Origin of the sequence: Azospirillum sp. RU38E (assembly GCF_900188385.1) — a bacterium.
Taxonomy (GTDB): Bacteria; Pseudomonadota; Alphaproteobacteria; order Azospirillales; family Azospirillaceae; genus Niveispirillum.
The window spans coordinates 143290-159631 of sequence record NZ_FZOI01000010.1 but is presented as its reverse complement, the minus strand read 5'-3'; the positions used below and the strand labels follow the sequence as shown (position 1 = coordinate 159631).

The 16342-nt window shown below is 64.8% G+C and carries 13 protein-coding genes; 9 read left to right on the top strand and 4 right to left on the bottom strand.

Going from position 1 to position 16342, the window contains the following annotated elements; all coding sequences use genetic code 11:
• Nucleotides 1-5: 5 nt before the first annotated feature.
• A complete protein-coding gene (locus tag CHB97_RS16825; RefSeq protein WP_200819994.1) occupies nt 6-1325 on the bottom strand; it encodes a CitMHS family transporter in 1320 nt (439 codons plus the stop codon).
• A gap of 362 nt (nt 1326-1687) precedes the next feature.
• Here CHB97_RS16825 and CHB97_RS16820 point away from each other — a divergent pair, with 362 nt between their 5' ends.
• The 9 genes from CHB97_RS16820 (at nt 1688) to flhB (ending at nt 14177) form a co-directional block, all read left to right on the top strand.
• The gene (locus CHB97_RS16820) at nt 1688-3838 is read left to right on the top strand and encodes a TonB-dependent receptor (RefSeq protein WP_200819990.1); all 2151 of its coding nucleotides are present in this window, start codon (nt 1688-1690) and stop codon (nt 3836-3838) included.
• Between the two features lie 2 nt (nt 3839-3840).
• Nucleotides 3841-5100, top strand: coding sequence for a glycerate kinase (locus CHB97_RS16815; protein WP_089289147.1), 1260 nt, complete (start codon nt 3841-3843; stop codon nt 5098-5100).
• Nucleotides 5101-5116: 16 nt separating this feature from the next.
• Nucleotides 5117-6187, top strand: a complete 1071-nt coding sequence (locus CHB97_RS16810; protein WP_143270972.1) for a tartrate dehydrogenase — start codon at nt 5117-5119, stop codon at nt 6185-6187.
• 217 nt (nt 6188-6404) lie between these two features.
• Complete coding sequence (locus CHB97_RS16805; protein ID WP_089289146.1) at nt 6405-7760, top strand: formimidoylglutamate deiminase; 1356 nt, start codon at nt 6405-6407, stop codon at nt 7758-7760.
• 233 nt (nt 7761-7993) lie between these two features.
• Nucleotides 7994-9121 (top strand): NAD(P)-dependent alcohol dehydrogenase, encoded by a 1128-nt coding sequence (locus tag CHB97_RS16800; protein ID WP_089289145.1) that lies wholly within the window; start codon nt 7994-7996, stop codon nt 9119-9121.
• A complete protein-coding gene (locus CHB97_RS16795) occupies nt 9118-10059 on the top strand; it encodes an alpha/beta hydrolase (RefSeq protein WP_089289144.1) in 942 nt (313 codons plus the stop codon). Before CHB97_RS16800 ends, CHB97_RS16795 begins: the two co-directional genes overlap by 4 nt.
• Before the next feature lie 188 nt (nt 10060-10247).
• Nucleotides 10248-12314 (top strand): flagellar biosynthesis protein FlhA, encoded by a 2067-nt coding sequence (flhA, locus tag CHB97_RS16790; protein ID WP_089289143.1) that lies wholly within the window; start codon nt 10248-10250, stop codon nt 12312-12314.
• 13 nt (nt 12315-12327) lie between these two features.
• Nucleotides 12328-13092 carry a flagellar biosynthetic protein FliR gene (locus tag CHB97_RS16785; protein WP_089289142.1) on the top strand — a complete coding sequence of 255 codons (765 nt, stop codon included), beginning with the start codon at nt 12328-12330 and terminating at the stop codon, nt 13090-13092.
• Nucleotides 13093-13097: 5 nt separating this feature from the next.
• Nucleotides 13098-14177: a flagellar biosynthesis protein FlhB gene (gene flhB, locus CHB97_RS16780; RefSeq protein WP_089289141.1), complete on the top strand. Its 1080-nt coding sequence runs from the start codon at nt 13098-13100 to the stop codon at nt 14175-14177.
• A gap of 12 nt (nt 14178-14189) precedes the next feature.
• On the opposite strand, the gene CHB97_RS16775 is transcribed toward flhB, so the two are convergent.
• The 3 genes from CHB97_RS16775 to fliQ all read right to left on the bottom strand — a co-directional run bounded on the left by CHB97_RS16775 (nt 14190) and on the right by fliQ (nt 16332).
• Nucleotides 14190-15161 carry a helix-turn-helix domain-containing protein gene (locus tag CHB97_RS16775; protein ID WP_160105947.1) on the bottom strand — a complete coding sequence of 324 codons (972 nt, stop codon included), beginning with the start codon at nt 15159-15161 and terminating at the stop codon, nt 14190-14192.
• Between the two features lie 272 nt (nt 15162-15433).
• Entirely contained in the window at nt 15434-16063 is a 630-nt protein-coding gene (locus CHB97_RS16770; protein ID WP_089367467.1) for a hypothetical protein, read from the bottom strand.
• Entirely contained in the window at nt 16060-16332 is a 273-nt protein-coding gene (gene fliQ / locus CHB97_RS16765) for a flagellar biosynthesis protein FliQ (protein WP_089289138.1), read from the bottom strand. Before fliQ ends, CHB97_RS16770 begins: the two co-directional genes overlap by 4 nt.
• Nucleotides 16333-16342: the final 10 nt, after the last annotated feature.

Here is a 16342-nt window from a genome sequence, read left to right as displayed (position 1 = left end):
GGCTCTCAACCTGTATGAAGGGGAAAAGCCCCGGTGGCCAGGGCCGCCGCCAGCACCACCAGGGAGATCAGCGCCGCCCATTTCAGGGCGAAACGCTGTACATCGGCGACATCCACACCCAACAAGCCGCAGGCCAGATAGATCGGTGCCAGCAGCGGGCTTAACGTATGGACCGGCTGACCGATCAGGGAGGCGCGGGCAATGGCGTCCGCCTCGATCCCATAGCCGGCGGCGGCACTGGCTATCACCGGGACGACGCCGAAATAATAGGCATCGTTCGACATCACGAAGGTGAGCGGCATACTGACCAGGGCGGTGATCGGTGCCATATAGCGGCCGATGGAAGGCGGGATGACCGACAAAGCGGCGCTGGCCATGGCATCGACCATGCCGGTGCCATTCAGGATGCCGGTGAAGGCACCCGCCGCGAAGATCAGCACAACGATATTGACCACATTGTCGGCATGGGCGGTAAGGCGCGCCTTCTGGTCCCGCAGCCGGGGATAATTGACAGTGGCGGCGATGGCAAACGCCCCCATCATCATCACCGGCAAGGGTGCCAGCCCGAACGCCATTCCCAACACCAGCCCCATGGTCAGGGCCAGATTGAACCAGAACAGACCGGGCCGGCGGATATCGGGTTCGGCATCTGCCATGAAGGGGCTGACCGGTTCCACGCTGCCGTTACTGACCGGGAAACCGTGGGCCGCCAGCCGCCGCCGCTCCGACCGGCCAAGGAAGAAAGCCAGCAGCAGGGTGGCCAGAAGCCCCGCCAGCATTGCCGGCACCAAGGGTCCGAACACCTGCCCCACATCCACGCCGACAGCAGCGGCGGCACGGGCGGACGGGCCGCCCCAGGGCAGGTAATTCATCAGCGAGTTGCATAGGCCCAGCAAGGTCGCCAGGATCAGCGGATTCATCCCGACACGGCGATAGACCGGCAGAAAGGCGGTGATGATGATCAGCGCCGTCGTCGTGCCATCCCCATCCAGGGAGACGATGCTGGTCAGCACCGCTGTACCCAGGGCAATGCGCACAGGATCATTGCCGACGGTCGCCAGCACGCTGCGCACCAGCGGGTCGAACAGGCCGGCATCCATCATGATGGCGAAGTACAATACGGCGAAGGTCAGCATCAGCGCCGTCGGCGCCACCTGGATCACCCCCTCCAGGATCATGTCACCCAGCCCGGCACCGGCACCCGCCAGCAGACCGAACAGGATGGGAACCGCCAGCAGCGCGGTGACCGCCGACATCCGCTTGGTCATGATCAGCACCATAAAGGTGGCGATCATCAAGGTTCCCAGCAGTGCCGGCGAAAGCAATGTGTCGATCAACGTGTCGTCTCCCGGCAACCACGGCAAACCCGCTTTGGCCTGATGTCCAGACACGAAAGGGGGCCGTTTGCATCAGTGAATCCCATCCGCAGATAGCGGACGCAGGAAAGGTGGGGCCAACCGCGCAGCCGGAGCCGGCGGCGGAACCTGACTCCGACCGCACCGGCCCATCCTTCAGCGCAAGCCGCCATCGTTCGTCCAACGCCCTTATCCTGTGCAGTTGGCGTCGGCCCGTCAAATAAAAACATCCATATTCATAAATTTTTGCATCCAAAATATTGACCATCGACATCCAATGCGCATAGGTTGTTTCCATACCCGGAAAAACCGGGGCTAACCGGGAGGAACAGATGAGAATGATCAGCCGCTTGGCTTTGGCCGGCGGAACCATCGCCATGACCCTGGCGTCGAATAATCTTGCCCAGGCCCAGGCGGCGGAGGCGGTTGGAGAGATGGAGGAGATCATCGTCACGGCCCAGCGCCGCAGCGAACGCCTGCAGGATGTACCCGTCACCGTCACCGCCTTCGGTGCTGCGGAAATCGAGCAGGCGCGCCTGCGTCAGATTGATGATATTGCCGGGCGCACACCCGGCCTGAATTTCGATGCCTTCCCCGCCTCCCAGCCCCGCATCAGCATTCGCGGCATCGGCTCCAGCGACCGGGGGGCCGCCGGTGATCCCAGTTCCGCTGTCTTCCTGGATGAAATCTATCTGGGCCGGCCGGCCGCTGTGGCCTTCGATGCGTTCGACGTGTCGCGGATTGAGGTACTGAAAGGCCCGCAAGGCACGCTTTATGGCCGCAATGTCGTCGGCGGTGCCATTAATGTCGTCACCAGCCGACCGTCGCTTGACGCGGTTGACGCCGCTGTGGAAGCCACCGTCGGCAATCATGAACGGTTGGAAGCCGCCGGCTTTGTCAATGTGCCCCTGGTGGAAGGGAAATGGGCGGCGCGTGCCAGCGGGGCCGTCCGCAGCCATGACGGCTACACCCGCAACAGCTTCACCGGCAACCGGGTGGATGATCAGGATATACGCAGCGGTCGCCTGCATCTGGCCGGCGAACCTTCGGAAACGCTGCGCGTGCTGCTGACGGTGGATGGCACCCGCGATCGGGCGACGGGGCCCGCCCAGCATGTGCTGGACCTGGACGGGGAAGACCCCCTATCCGCCCTCTGGACCGTCAACCGCGATCGCCGACACATTGCCAGTTCCACCGATGGCCATCAGGACCGCGACACCTGGGGGGTGCGGGGGCAACTGGATTGGGATCTGCCTTTTGCCAGTCTCACCTATCTCGGCTCCTACCGCGATCTCGACTATCGCGCCTTCTATGATGTGGATGGCGGTAATGAGACCACAAATCCTCTGAATATCAGTGGCGGCAATGATGAGGTCAGCGACTTTTCCAGCCATGAGCTGCGTCTGAACGCCCTGCCTGACAGCCATATCCAATGGGTGGCCGGACTTTACAATTTCAACAGCGACACTGACCGCACAGATACGCTGGTCATCGACATGCGCCGCCCCGCGACGGAAATTTATACCCAGGCCGCCAAGCTGCACAGCTATGCCGCCTTCGGTGATGCGACCCTTCCGCTGGGCGGGCAACTGTCCCTGATCGGCGGCCTGCGCTATTCCCGGGACAAGAAAGAATACCGGGTTTCCAACATGACCGGCGACGCGGTGCTGCGCGGGTCGGAACGGTTCGACGTGACCACATCGGACACATACGAAGCCTGGACCTGGCGCGGCGGCGCGCAATACAAGCTGGACCGTGACCATCAGCTTTACGCCATGGTTTCCCGTGGTTTCAAAAGCGGCGGCTTCCAGGACACGCCCGGTTCCGCCGGGGAAGCCGCCGACGGCTTCGAACCAGAATATGCCACCCAGTATGAGCTGGGCCAGAAAAGCAGCTTCCTGAATGGCCATCTGATCTGGAACAACACCCTCTATGTCATGAAATATACCGACCTGCAGACGCGGCGGACCCTGCCCAACCTGTCCATCGTCACGGAAAATGCCGGCAAGGCCACCATCCAGGGTTATGAGACCTATCTGCAATGGCGTCCGTTCACAGGTGCCAATCTGACCGTCAGCTACGGCTATACCGATGCTACTTTCGACGAATTCGCCCCCGAACCGGGGGAGGATTATGCTGGCAACCGCCTGTCGCGCACGCCCAAGCACAAGCTGGTGATCTCCCCCTCTTACGAGACCGTGCTGGAAAACGGTCACTCCCTGCTGTTCGCCGCCGATTACCGGTATGAAAGCATGATCTTCGACGATAATTCCAACGAGGGACCGGAACAGCGGGCCCCCACCCATTTCGTCGATGGACGCATCGTCTTCACCGATGTGACCGGACGCTGGTCGCTGTCACTGTGGGGCAAGAACCTGACCAATGAGTTGACGCGGACCAACCAGCTGGTTTTCCTGGGGGCCAATTTCGGTGCCTATAATCCGCCCCGCACCTATGGGGCAACGCTGGGCTGGCGGATGTAGGCATGATCACCTCGCAGCAAAACCATTTGCGCCTGTTGTTCGAGGCGGCTTTGGCCGCCGCCTCGCCAGCATCATGCCTGCCCCCCCACCTGCCGCCCCCGCCCAAGGGGCGAACCCTGGTAATCGGGGCCGGCAAGGCCGCCGCAGCCATGGCGGCAACGGTCGAACAGCATTGGTCAGGCTCCTTGTCGGGGCTGGTCATCACCCGCTATGGCCATGGCGTGCCCTGCTCTGCCATCCGCGTGGTGGAGGCGGCCCATCCCGTGCCCGATGCCGCCGGCATCCGGGCCACGCGTGAGATGCTGGGCCTGTTATCGGGGTTGACGACCGATGATCTGGTGCTGTGCCTGCTGTCCGGGGGCGGATCGGCCTTGCTGGCCGCCCCGGCACCCGGCCTGACGCTTGCCGATAAACAGGCGGTCACCCGCGCCCTGTTGAGGAGCGGGGCCACCATCGCGGAGATGAACTGCCTGCGCAAACATCTCTCTGCCATCAAAGGCGGCCGTCTGGCACAGCTGGCGGCCCCGGCCCGTACCGTCACCCTGTTGATCTCCGACGTGCCGGGGGATGATCCGAGTACCATCGCTTCCGGCCCCACCTTGGCCGACCCCACGACACGCCAGCAGGCCCTGGCGATCCTGGAACGCTACAAGATCATGGCACCGCCCGCCGTGCTGGCCTGGCTTGCCGATCCGGCCAGTGAAACGCCGAAAGGGCCGGATGCGCTGCCCCCCGGTCACCACCGGATCATCGCCACCCCCGCCGCCGCCCTGGAAGCCGCAGCGGCGCGGGCGCGCGAACTGGGCCTGACGCCCGTGATCCTGGGCAGCGATATCGAAGGCGAGGCGGGAGAGGTCGCCCGGCACCATGCCGTCACAGTCCGGGAAATTCTGCGGGGCGAGAACAATATCGCGCGTCCCTGCGTGCTGTTGTCGGGCGGGGAAACCAGCGTCACCGTGCGCGGACAGGGCCGGGGCGGGCGCAATGCGGAATTCCTGCTGGCGCTTGCGGTGGAACTGTCGGGCCAACGCGGCGTCCATGCCCTGGCCGCCGATACCGATGGCATTGACGGGTCGGAAGATAATGCCGGGGCCTGGATCGACCCCGACATCCTGCACCGGGCCGAACTGGCCGGCCTTTCCGCCACTTCCCTGCTGGCAAACAATGATGCCTACAGCTTCTTCAAAGCCATGGATTGCCTGCTGATGACCGGGCCGACACGCACGAATGTCAATGATTTCAGGGCCATCCTGATTGATTGAGGATTGGAGAATGATGATGAAACGACCCTACCGCATCGCCGTCATCCCCGGCGACGGGATTGGCAAGGAAGTGGTGCCGGAGGGCCTGCGCGTGCTGGAGGCCGTGGCGGCGCGCTATGGCTGCACGTTCGCCTTCGACCATTTCGACTTCGCAAGCTGCGACTATTACCAGCGGCATGGCAAGATGATGCCGGACGACTGGAAACAGCAGATCGGCAGCCATGATGCCATCTTCTTCGGTGCCGTCGGCTGGCCGGCAACCGTGCCCGACCATGTCTCGCTCTGGGGATCGCTGATCCAGTTCCGGCGAGAATTCGACCAATATGTCAATCTGCGCCCCGTGCGTCTGATGCCCGGTGTGCCCAGCCCGCTGGTTGGTCGCGCGCCGGGGGAAATTGATTTTTATGTCGTGCGGGAAAATACCGAGGGGGAATATTCGTCCATCGGCGGCCGCATCTTCCCCGGTACCGAGCGGGAAGTGGTGATGCAGGAAACGGTGATGACCCGCATCGGCACCGACCGTATCCTGAAATATGCCTTCGATCTGGCGCAACGGCGGGAGAAGAAGCACCTGACATCGGCGACCAAATCCAACGGCATCGCCATCACCATGCCCTATTGGGATGAACGGGTGGAGGCGATGGCGGCGCATTATCCCGATGTGCGCTGGGATAAATACCATATCGACATCCTGGCCGCCCATTTCGTGCAGCATCCGGACTGGTTCGATGTGGTGGTAGCGTCCAACCTGTTCGGCGATATCCTGTCCGATCTCGGCCCCGCCTGTACCGGCACCATCGGCATCGCACCGGCCGGCAACATCAACCCGGATGGCAAATTCCCGTCTTTGTTCGAGCCGGTGCATGGTTCTGCCCCGGATATTGCAGGCAAGGGCATCGCCAACCCGGTCGGCCAGATTTGGTCGGCTGCCCTGATGCTGGATCATCTGGGTGAACATGCCGCAGCATCCGCCATCCTGCGCGCGATTGAGACGGTGCTGGCACAGCCGGCCCTGCGGACCCGCGACCTGGGGGGAACCGCCGATACCATCACCTGCGGCACGGCCATCTCCCGCGCGGTAGATTGACACCAATCTCCCTTGATCGTGACCGATCCAGGGAGATTTTGCGTTCCCCCATGCGCCGGACGCTGCCTCTGGCAGCTTGGCTTACGCCGCTACCAAGCGGCTGGCCGGCGGTCGCCGGCCTCCAATCCGCCGAAAGGTCAACCTTTCGGCGGATTGGTATTATATCCATTTATATCCTCACCCCAGCCAAAAACCCCCGCTGCAAGGAGTCGCGCCCGTGCCCCAACCCATCTGGTTCCGCCATGCCTTGCTTCCCACCGGCTGGGCCGAACAGGTGCGGCTGGAACTGGCGGCGGGCGTCATCACCAGCGTGGAGGCCAGCACCCCGCCCCAGCCAAACGATGAGCGTCACGCCATCGCCCTGCCGGGCCTGCCCAACCTGCACAGCCACGCCTTTCAGCGCGGCATGGCCGGGCTGGCGGAGGTGCGGGGACCGGCGGCGGATAGTTTCTGGACCTGGCGGGAAGTGATGTACCGCTTCGCCCACCGCATCGGGCCGGATGACATGCAGGCCATCGCCGCCATGGCTTTTGTGGAGATGCTGGAAAGCGGCTTCACCCGCGTGGGCGAATTCCACTACATCCACCATGCGCCGGACGGCACAGCCTATGCCGATCTGGCGGAGATGGGCGGGCGGCTGGCGGCGGCGGCGGATGAAACCGGGATCGCCCTGACCCTGCTGCCAGTGCTGTATCATTGCGGCGGCTTCGGCGGGCAGCCGACGGGCGACGGCCAGCGCCGTTTCGTCAACCGGCCGGACCTGTTCGGCCTGCTGGTTGCCGCCAGCCGCCGGGCTTTGGGGTTCCTACCCGATGGGGTGGTGGGCGTGGCCCCGCACAGCCTGCGCGCGGTGACGCCGGAAAGCCTGTCGCTGGCTGTATCGCAGGCGGAAGGCGGGCCGATCCATATCCATATCGCTGAACAGATGCGGGAAGTGGAGGATTGTCTGGCCTGGTCCGGCCAGCGTCCGGTGGATTGGCTGGTGCAGAACATGCCTGTGAATGACCAATGGTGTCTGGTTCACGCCACCCATATGACGCCCTGCGAAACCGAACGGCTGGCGCGCAGCGGTGCCGTCGCCGGCCTCTGCCCGATCACGGAGGCCAATCTTGGAGACGGCATCGTCAACGCGGTGGATTATCTGGCTGCCGACGGACGGTTCGGCATCGGGTCGGACAGCAATGTGCTGATCGATGCGGCGGAGGAATTGCGCAGCCTGGAATATGCCCAGCGGCTGAAATATCAGGGGCGCAACATGCTGGCCGGTGGTGGCGGTTCCACCGGGCGGCGGCTGTTTGATGGGGCGCTGGCCGGCGGGGCCCAGGCGCTGGGCCAGGCGCTGGCTGGGCTGCAGGTGGGGGCCCCGGCTGACCTGTTCAGCCTGGACGCCACCCATCCCAGCCTGACGGCACGCAGCGGTGACGGACTGCTGGATGGGTTCATCTTTGGCGGGCGGTCGATGGTGGACATGGTTTGGCGGCGCGGGCGGCGCGTGGTAAGCCGGGGCCGCCATCAGGCGCGCGACACCATCGCCGCCCGCTATCGCCGCACGATTGAGCAGATTCTGTCATGACTTTGGCTGAAACCGCCCCCGTCACCGCCGTGCGGCAACTGTTTCCCGGCACCATGTTCGATCTGGTGGCGCGGTTCAGCGGCGACTGAGGCCAAGGCAACGGCGGATTGCCGTTTTTATCAAGTTTTCCTGCCGCCCCGGCCAAGCAGGTTTTCCCGGCGCATGGTTCCCTTGACCCCTGATAATCGGTGCTGCGAACAGACGGCACCGGACAAGGGTCGGGAGGAAAAATCATGCAGATTACCGCTGCCGTCATCCGGGCGCCGGGTGGCCCCTTCAATCTGGAACATCTGGAGATCGAACAGCCGCTGCCGGGCGAGGTGCTGGTGAAGGTGGCGGCCACCGGGGTCTGCCATACCGACATGGTGATGCGCGACCGGCTGTTGCCCGTGCCCCAGCCGGTGGTGCTGGGGCATGAAGGGGCCGGCACCGTGCTGGCCGTCGGTGCCGGTGTCACCAAGGTGAAGCCCGGCGATGCCGTGGTGATGAGCTTCAATTCCTGCGGCCATTGCCCCTCCTGCCATGACGCGGCCCCCGCCTATTGCCATGAATTCTTCCCGCGCAATTTCTTCGGCGCGCGCGGTGATGGCAGCAGCGGCCTGTCCCGCGATGGGGAGATGATCCACGCCAATATTTTCGGCCAATCCTCCTTCGCCACCCATGCGCTGTGCCATCAGCGCAATGTGGTGAAGGTGCCGGCCGATGTGCCGCTGGCCCTGCTGGGGCCGCTGGGCTGTGGTGTGTTGACCGGGGCCGGCACGGTGCTGAACGCGCTGAAGGTGCGGGCGGGATCGTCGGTGGCGGTGATGGGCGTGGGCACGGTGGGGCTCAGCGCCATCATGGCCGCCAAGGTGGCCGGCGCTGCCCGCATCATCGCCATCGATCCGGTGGCCAGCCGGCTGGATCTGGCGTCCGAACTGGGGGCTACCCATGTCATTGATCCGCGCGGCGGCGGCAATCTGGCGGAAAAGGTGATGGGCCTGACCGGCGGGGTGGGCGTGGATTACGCCATCGACACCTCGGCCCGGTCGGAGGTGATCCGCCAGGGCCTGATGATGCTGGCCCCGCGCGGGGAATGCGCCGTGGTCGGCGCTGTCACCTTTGGCCAGGATATCCCCGTCGATGGCGGCCATCTGCTGTCCGGTGGGCGCCGGCTGCGCGGTGTGGTGGAAGGGGATGCCGATCCCGAACAGTTCGTGCCGCAACTGGTGGCGCTCTATCGTGACGGCAAACTGCCCTTTGACCGGTTCGTGCGCTTCTTCCCCTTCAGCGCCATCAATGAGGCGGTGGCAGAGTCCGAAGCCGGCCGGGTGATCAAGCCGATCCTGCTGATGCCCGGTACGGAGGTACCCACCCCATGAGCCTGGACCCCAATATTGCCGGGATGCTGGCCGAACTGAACGGGTCCGGCCAGCCGGACATGGGCAGCCTGCCCCCCGCCATCATCCGGCAGGTGATGCATGATAGCTGCCTTGCCATGGAAGGGCCGCCCGATGCGGTGGCCCGGGTGCGGCGGGATATCAACCTGACCGGGGCCGCCGGCCCCCTGCCGGCCCGGCTTTATACGCCGACAGGGGCACCGCCGGTCGGCCCCTGCCTGCTGTTCTTCCATGGCGGTGGCTTTGTCGCCGGCGATCTGGACAGCCATGACGGGTTCTGCCGCCGCTTTGCCGCCCTGTCAGGCCTGCGGGTGCTGTCCGCCAGCTATCGGCTGGCCCCGGAACACCCGTTCCCGGCGGCGCATGATGATGTGCTGGCGGTGCTGCGTCAGGTGCTGGCAGGACAGGCCGATCCCAGCATCGACCCGGCCCATCTGGCAGTCGGTGGCGATTCCGCCGGGGGCAATCTGGCCGCATCCGCCGTGCTGGATGTGGCCAATGACCAGGGCCCCCGGCCCCGCCTGTTGCTGGCGATCTATCCGGTGGTGCAGTTCACGCATGAAACGGAAAGCCTGCGCCGCTGTGGCGAGGGCTATCTGCTGACCCGCACCAGCATGGACGCCTTCACCGCCATGACCTTCCCCGATCCGGAAAGCCGTGGCAACCGGCGCGCCAACCTGCTGGCCCGGCCGGACCTGATGGAAGCACCGGCAACCCTGGTGGTTACCGCCGGTTACGACCCGCTGATGGATGAAGGGTGCGATCTGGCCCTGGCCCTGCGTCGGGCGGGCGTGCCGGTGGCCCATCACCATCACCCCGCCCTGATCCATGCCTTCATTCATATGAGCGGGGTGACGCCGGCCGTCCCGCAGGCCATCGCCAAGATGGCGGCCTTTGCCAAGGTGGCCGTGGGTGGGTAATGCCAAGGGTCATGTCCCATGACCCTTGGAGGCCAGCGACCGCTGGCCCGCGCACCCATGTGCGCGCAAGCCAAGCTGCCGGAGGCAGCGCCCGGCGCTGAGGGAACAGGCACATACCAAGCTTGAACCCGGCTTTTACCCCGGTTCGCTAGGGTGGGATGATCCCACCCTGGAGAACCAGAGCCCCGATGTCCGCCGCCAACGCCCTGCCCATCGGCCTGCGCCACCGTGACGTTCTGTTCGCGCTGGGTCTGGTTTTCGTGCTGACCATCCTGATCCTGCCGGTACCGGGCTGGATGCTGGATATGGGCTTGGCGCTGTCCATGGCGATCAGCGTGCTGATCCTGATGGTGGGGCTGTGGATCGCACGACCGCTGGATTTTTCCAGCTTTCCCACCATCCTGCTGATTTCCACCCTGCTGCGCCTGTCGCTCAACCTTGCCTCCACCCGGCTGATCCTGTCACAGGGCCATACGGGCACGGATGCGGCGGGCCATGTCATCATGGGTTTTGCCGATTTCGTCATGGGCGGCAATTTCGTCATCGGCCTGATCATCTTTGCCATTCTGGTGGTGGTGAATTTCATCGTCATCACCAAGGGTGCCAGCCGCATCGCGGAGGTGGGCGCCCGTTTCGCCCTGGACGCCATGCCCGGCAAACAGATGGCCATTGATGCCGACCTTTCCGCCGGCCTGATCGATGAGACGGCGGCGCGCCTTCGCCGCAGCGAGCTGGAACAAGAAAGCCAGTTCTATGGCGCCATGGATGGCGCCTCCAAATTCGTGCGCGGCGACGCGGTGGCGGGGCTGATCATCACCGCCATCAATATCCTGGGCGGGCTGCTGATCGGCGTCGCCCAGCATGACATGAGCTTTGCCGACGCCGCCCGCACCTACACCATCCTCAGCGTTGGTGATGGTCTGGTCACCCAGATCCCCGCCCTGATTGTCAGTCTGGCTGCCGGTATCCTGGTCTCCAAGGGCGGCAACAAGGGCTCCATCGATCAGGCGATGCTGACCCAGTTGGGCGCCTATCCCAAGGCGCTGGGCGTGGCGTCCGGCCTGCTGCTGCTGCTGGGGGCCACGCCGGGCCTGCCGCTGTTCCCCTTTCTGCTGCTGTCCGGGCTGGCGGGCAGTCTGGCCTGGTATCTGCCGCGCTATGCCGCCCAGCAGGAAGACCAGAAGCGCCATGATGAGCTGATGGCCGCCAAGGCCCCCACGGCGGAAGAGCCGGTGGCCGACATGCTGCGGGTGGATGATATCCGCGTGGAACTGGGCAGCGGCCTTGTCTCCCTGATCCTGGACCCGGCCACCGGCCTGTCGGCCAAGGTGCGGCGGCTGCGCAAGCGCTTTGCCACCGAATATGGTTTCCTGCTGCCATCGGTACGCCTGCGCGACAGCGCCAGCGTGGCCATGAACGCCTATGAAGTCTCCATCCAGGGCGTGCTGGTGGCCAAGGGCGAAGTGCAGGTCCGCAAGATGCTGTGCATCGACCCGCGTAACGAGGGCATCGACGTGCCCGGCACCGACACGCGCGAACCCACCTTCGGCCTGCCCGCCCGCTGGATTGAGCCGATGCTGGCGGAAGAGGCGGAACTGAAGGGCTTCACCGTCGTCGACCCGGACAGCGTGATCACCACCCATCTGGCCGAGGTGATCAAGGAACATATGCCCATCCTGCTCAGCTATGCCGCCACAAAGCGGCTGCTGGATGAGATGGACCGCGAGCATCAGAAGCTGGTGGCCGACCTGATCCCCGGTCAGGTCAGCCTGTCGGTGGTGCAACGGGTGTTGCAGGCCCTGCTGGCGGAGCGGGTGTCCATCCGCAACCTGCCCTTGATCCTGGAAGGCATTTCAGAGGCCGCCGCCTGGACGCGCAACATCACCATGATGACCGAACATGTGCGTTCGCGGCTGTCGCTGCAAATCTGTCAGGCGCTGACGACCGGGGAAGGCTATATCCCCGTCATCGTCGTCAGCCCGGAATGGGAACAGGCCTTCCTGGATAATATTGTGGAGCAGGGGGAGGATCGGCAATTCGTCATGCCGCCTTCCACGGTGCAGGAATTCCTGCTGGCCGCCCGCGCCCGCATCCAGGCCCATGCCACGGCGGATTACTGGCCCGCCGTGCTGGTGGCGCCGGCGGCGCGGCCCTTTGTCCGCTCGCTGCTGGAACGGGTCAGCCCCTCCACCCCCGTCATTTGCCATAACGAACTGCACCGCAAGGCCCCCGTCACCACCATCGACCAGATTTAAGGGCGGACGCGGCATGACCAGCGCGCTGACCGCCCTGTTGACGGCGGAAATCTATGGTTTCCTGCTGGTGGTGGCCCGGGTGGGGGCCGCCATCTCCCTGTTGCCCGGTTTTGGCGAAACGGCGGTGCCGATGCAGGCCCGGCTGGCGGCGGCACTGGGGGTGGCGCTGGCCCTGTCGGCCGTGGTGCCGGGCCTGCCACCAGCCCCGGATGCCATGTCCGACCTGCTGGTGCAGGTGGCGGGGGAACTGGCGGCCGGGGCCTTTATCGGCATTTCCGCCCGCATCCTGTTTGCCGCCTTGCAGATCGCCGGGCAGATGATTGCCCAGTTGATGAACCTGTCCAACATCTTCACCTCCCCCGGTACCGGGTTTGAATCCGGGTCGGTGGCGGGGTCATATCTGATGATGGGCGGGCTGGTGCTGCTGTTCGTCACCGACCAGCACCTGTCCATCATCAAGGCTTTGCTGGAGAGCTATAAATTGATGCCCCCCGCCACGCTGCCTTCCCTGGCGGGGCTGGCCAAGACCACGGCGGAGACGGTTTCCACCAGCTTTCGCATGGCGGTGCAGTTCGCCACCCCGTTTCTGGTGCTGGGCTTCGTCTATAATGTCGGGCTGGGGCTGATCAACCGCGCCATGCCGCAATTCGCCGTCTTCTTCATCGGGATGCCGATTGCCATCCTGGGTGGGTTGCTGGTGCTGGCCATGACGGTGGCCGTCATCGCCACCAGCTTCATCGGCCATTTCGCCAGCTTTCTACACCGGTTCGGGGGCTGAGCGCGATGAGTGAAGAGAGCGACGACAGCCAGAAAACCGAAGAACCCTCCCAACGCAAGCTGGATGAGGCACGGCGGCGCGGCGATGTGCCGGTCAGCCGCGATGTTGGCGCCATGCTGGTGGTGCTGGCGGCGGTGATCATGGCCGGCGGGCTGGGCCCGCATCTGGGCCGGGGGGTGATGACACAGTTGTTGCCGCTGCTGGAAAACCCCACCGATATCCTGCTGACCAGCCCGGCCGATGCCTTCCACCTGATCGCAGAGGTGCTGACCGGCGTGGGCATCGTGCTGTTGCCGGTGGCGGGATTGCTGCTGGCGGCGGGGTTCTTAGGGGCACTGGGCCAGGGCAGCATCGTGGTGGCTGGCGAACGCATTCAGCCCAAACTGGAGCGGCTGTCGCCGCTGGGCGGGTTCAAGCGGCTGGTCTCGCTGCGCAATCTGGTGGAGTTCCTGAAAGGGCTGGCCAAGGTGGCGGCGATCAGCACGGCCTTTCTGCTGGTGGTGGGGCCGGAACTGCGCAAGGCCGAGGCGATGGCGCTGACCGATGCGGTGGCCCTGCCCCTGCTGCTGGCCGATGTCACCGTGCGGTTGCTGGTGGCCGTACTGGTGGCCAGCCTGCTGATCGCCGCCTTGGACCTGATCTGGCAATATATTTCCTGGCGGCGCAAACAGCGGATGAGCCTGCAGGAACTGAAGGATGAATTCCGCCAGTCCGAAGGCGACCCGCATCTGAAATCCAAGATCAAGCAGCTGCGCCGCGACCGGGCGCGCAACCGCATGTTTGCCGAACTGCCCAGCGCCACGGTGGTGATCACCAACCCCACCCATTTCGCCGTTGCCCTGCGCTATGATCTGTCCAAGGCGCCGGCCCCCGTCTGCGTGGCCAAGGGACAGGATATGGTGGCCCTGCGCATCCGGGAGACGGCGACCCAGCACAATGTCCCCATTGTGGAGAACCCGCCGCTGGCCCGCACGCTGCATAAATCGGTAGAGATCGGGGAGGAAGTGCAGCCCGAACATTATCTGGCCGTGGCGGAACTGATCAGCCAGGTGCTGGCCATTAAGGCGCAGACGACCGTGGTATAAAATTAATCTCCCTCAATCTCCCTCAGACGCCACCCCCGCCGCCCGGTAATCGCGCGGAGCCATGCCATAGCGGGCCTTGAACGCGCGGGAAAAATGGCTGGCATCGTTGAAGCCGCAGGCGAAGGCCAGTTCCGTCACCGTGCGGGTGCTGTGCAGCGGGTCACGCAGGCGGCGGGCGCATTCTTCCAGACGGCGGCGCAGGATATAGGCGGAAATCGCCTCCCCCTCCCCCGCTGCCAGCAGGCGCAGATAGCGTTCCGACAGGCCCAACGCCTGGGCGATGGACGGTACCGATAATTCAGGATCGAACAGCCTTTGTTCGATCAGGCGACGGGCGCGGGCGCGGTGGCCGTCGGCCAGCGTGCCCTCTGCACTGCTGGTGCCGAAATTCAGGTGGCAGGCGGTGGCGAACAGGTCCAGCAGGGTGGCGGCCAGCCGTTCCCCCGCCTCCACCGGCAGCGGCCCGCCCTTTTCCACCTGTTCCCAAAGTTCGCCCAGCAGCCCGCGCACCATGCGCAACGGCCCGGCACTGCCGGACAATTGCCGGCCCAGCAGGCCATAGGGGGCGGGCACGCGGCGGGTCAGTTCATCTGCCGGAATTCCCAGAATCAGGGTGCGGTTCTCCCCGATCAGGCCCAGATCATAAGGCGCGGCGGCATCGCACAGCACCATATCCCCCGGTCCCAGCAATCCCTCCCGACCATCCTGCATCGCCAGCACCCTTCCATGCAATTGCATGTGCAGGAAGAATAAATGCCGGTTCGTACCGGCGGCCTGGGGCCGGCGGCGGATGATATGGGCGGGAAGCGAATGGGCATTGGCCAGCGACAGCCGGCCCAGGCTGGTGCTGGCAATATGGTTGTTGAACAGGTCCGGATCGTCCGGCACCACATCCAGCGGGGCGAACACGCTGGACATCACGCCTTTCAAATATTCCAGCTTGGCGCGGGCCGTCGGCAGCCCGACCGTGGTGAAAACATGCATACCGCCTCCCGCCCGCGATTTCATCGCTTGGGCGGCATGATGAGCACAAAGATATGCCGCCGTCACCTATCGAAATGACATGCTGCGGTGCACCTTATACCAGCGGCGCGAAATCATGACCGATGGTCAAGCTTTCGCGCCCCTCAATCGCCGGCGGGCGCCTCCGCGCCCTTGGCTACGCGGCACGCGCCGCGCGGCGGCAGTCGCCGCCGTCCCATCGGTCAAAATTCTTGACCGATGGGATTAGAAGAATTCCAGATAGATGTGCCACCTCAGCCGGCTTCCGCCACCTGCGGCGGCAATTGCCAGGTCTCCTCCCCCGGCCGGATCACCCGGCGGCGACGCGGGGGCGGGGCGTCGGCCAGATCGTTGCGGCGCAGCAACACCAGCCGCAGATTGGCGGCCACCCGGCCGAAATAGGCATCGCCCTTGTCGGGCGTGCGGGAATGGTAATGCTTGACCGACCGGGTCCAGTTGCGCAGATCGCCGTGAAATTCCTTCAGCATGTCGGCGGCATAGCCGACATTGGCTTCCGGATCGAAGGCGGTTTCCAGGTCAGCAAAGGCCTTGGGGTGCCAATGCAGGTTCACCTGCATACAGCCGACATCGATGGAGCGCACCCCGCGCTTGCGCAGCGCCTGGACATGGGCGATGGCCGCCTGTTTGTCCGCGAAATAGCGGCCCTGGCCTTCGGCATTCACGGTCCAGGGCCAGACGGTCAGCCGCCCGCCAATCTCCCGCCCGCTTTCCGTCACCCCGATGGCGATCAGCAAACGGCCCGGCATCCGCCGTTCCTTTTCCGCCTTGCGGATGGCCTGCAGGCAGGCCTGGGTGTGATCCTCCGCCGCTGCCGGGACGGCCAGCCCGAGAGACAACAGCAGAAGCAGCAAAAGCCGCCTCATGCCCCACCCGGGGCGACGACATGGGTCAGCACCTCCGTCCAGAAGCCGGAGACGACATGGAACATGAAGGGCAGCGACAGCACGATGGCCACCAGGATCAACACGATCTTGGGCACGAAGGACAGCGTGGCCTCCTGTATCTGGGTCAGCGCCTGCAGCAGCGAGATGCCGAAGCCAACCACCAGCGCCACCAGCAAGGGCGGGGCGGCGGCCAGCACCACGGCCCAGATGCCGGACCGCAGCAAATCCAGAATATCGGCTTCGGACATGGCAGCAGGC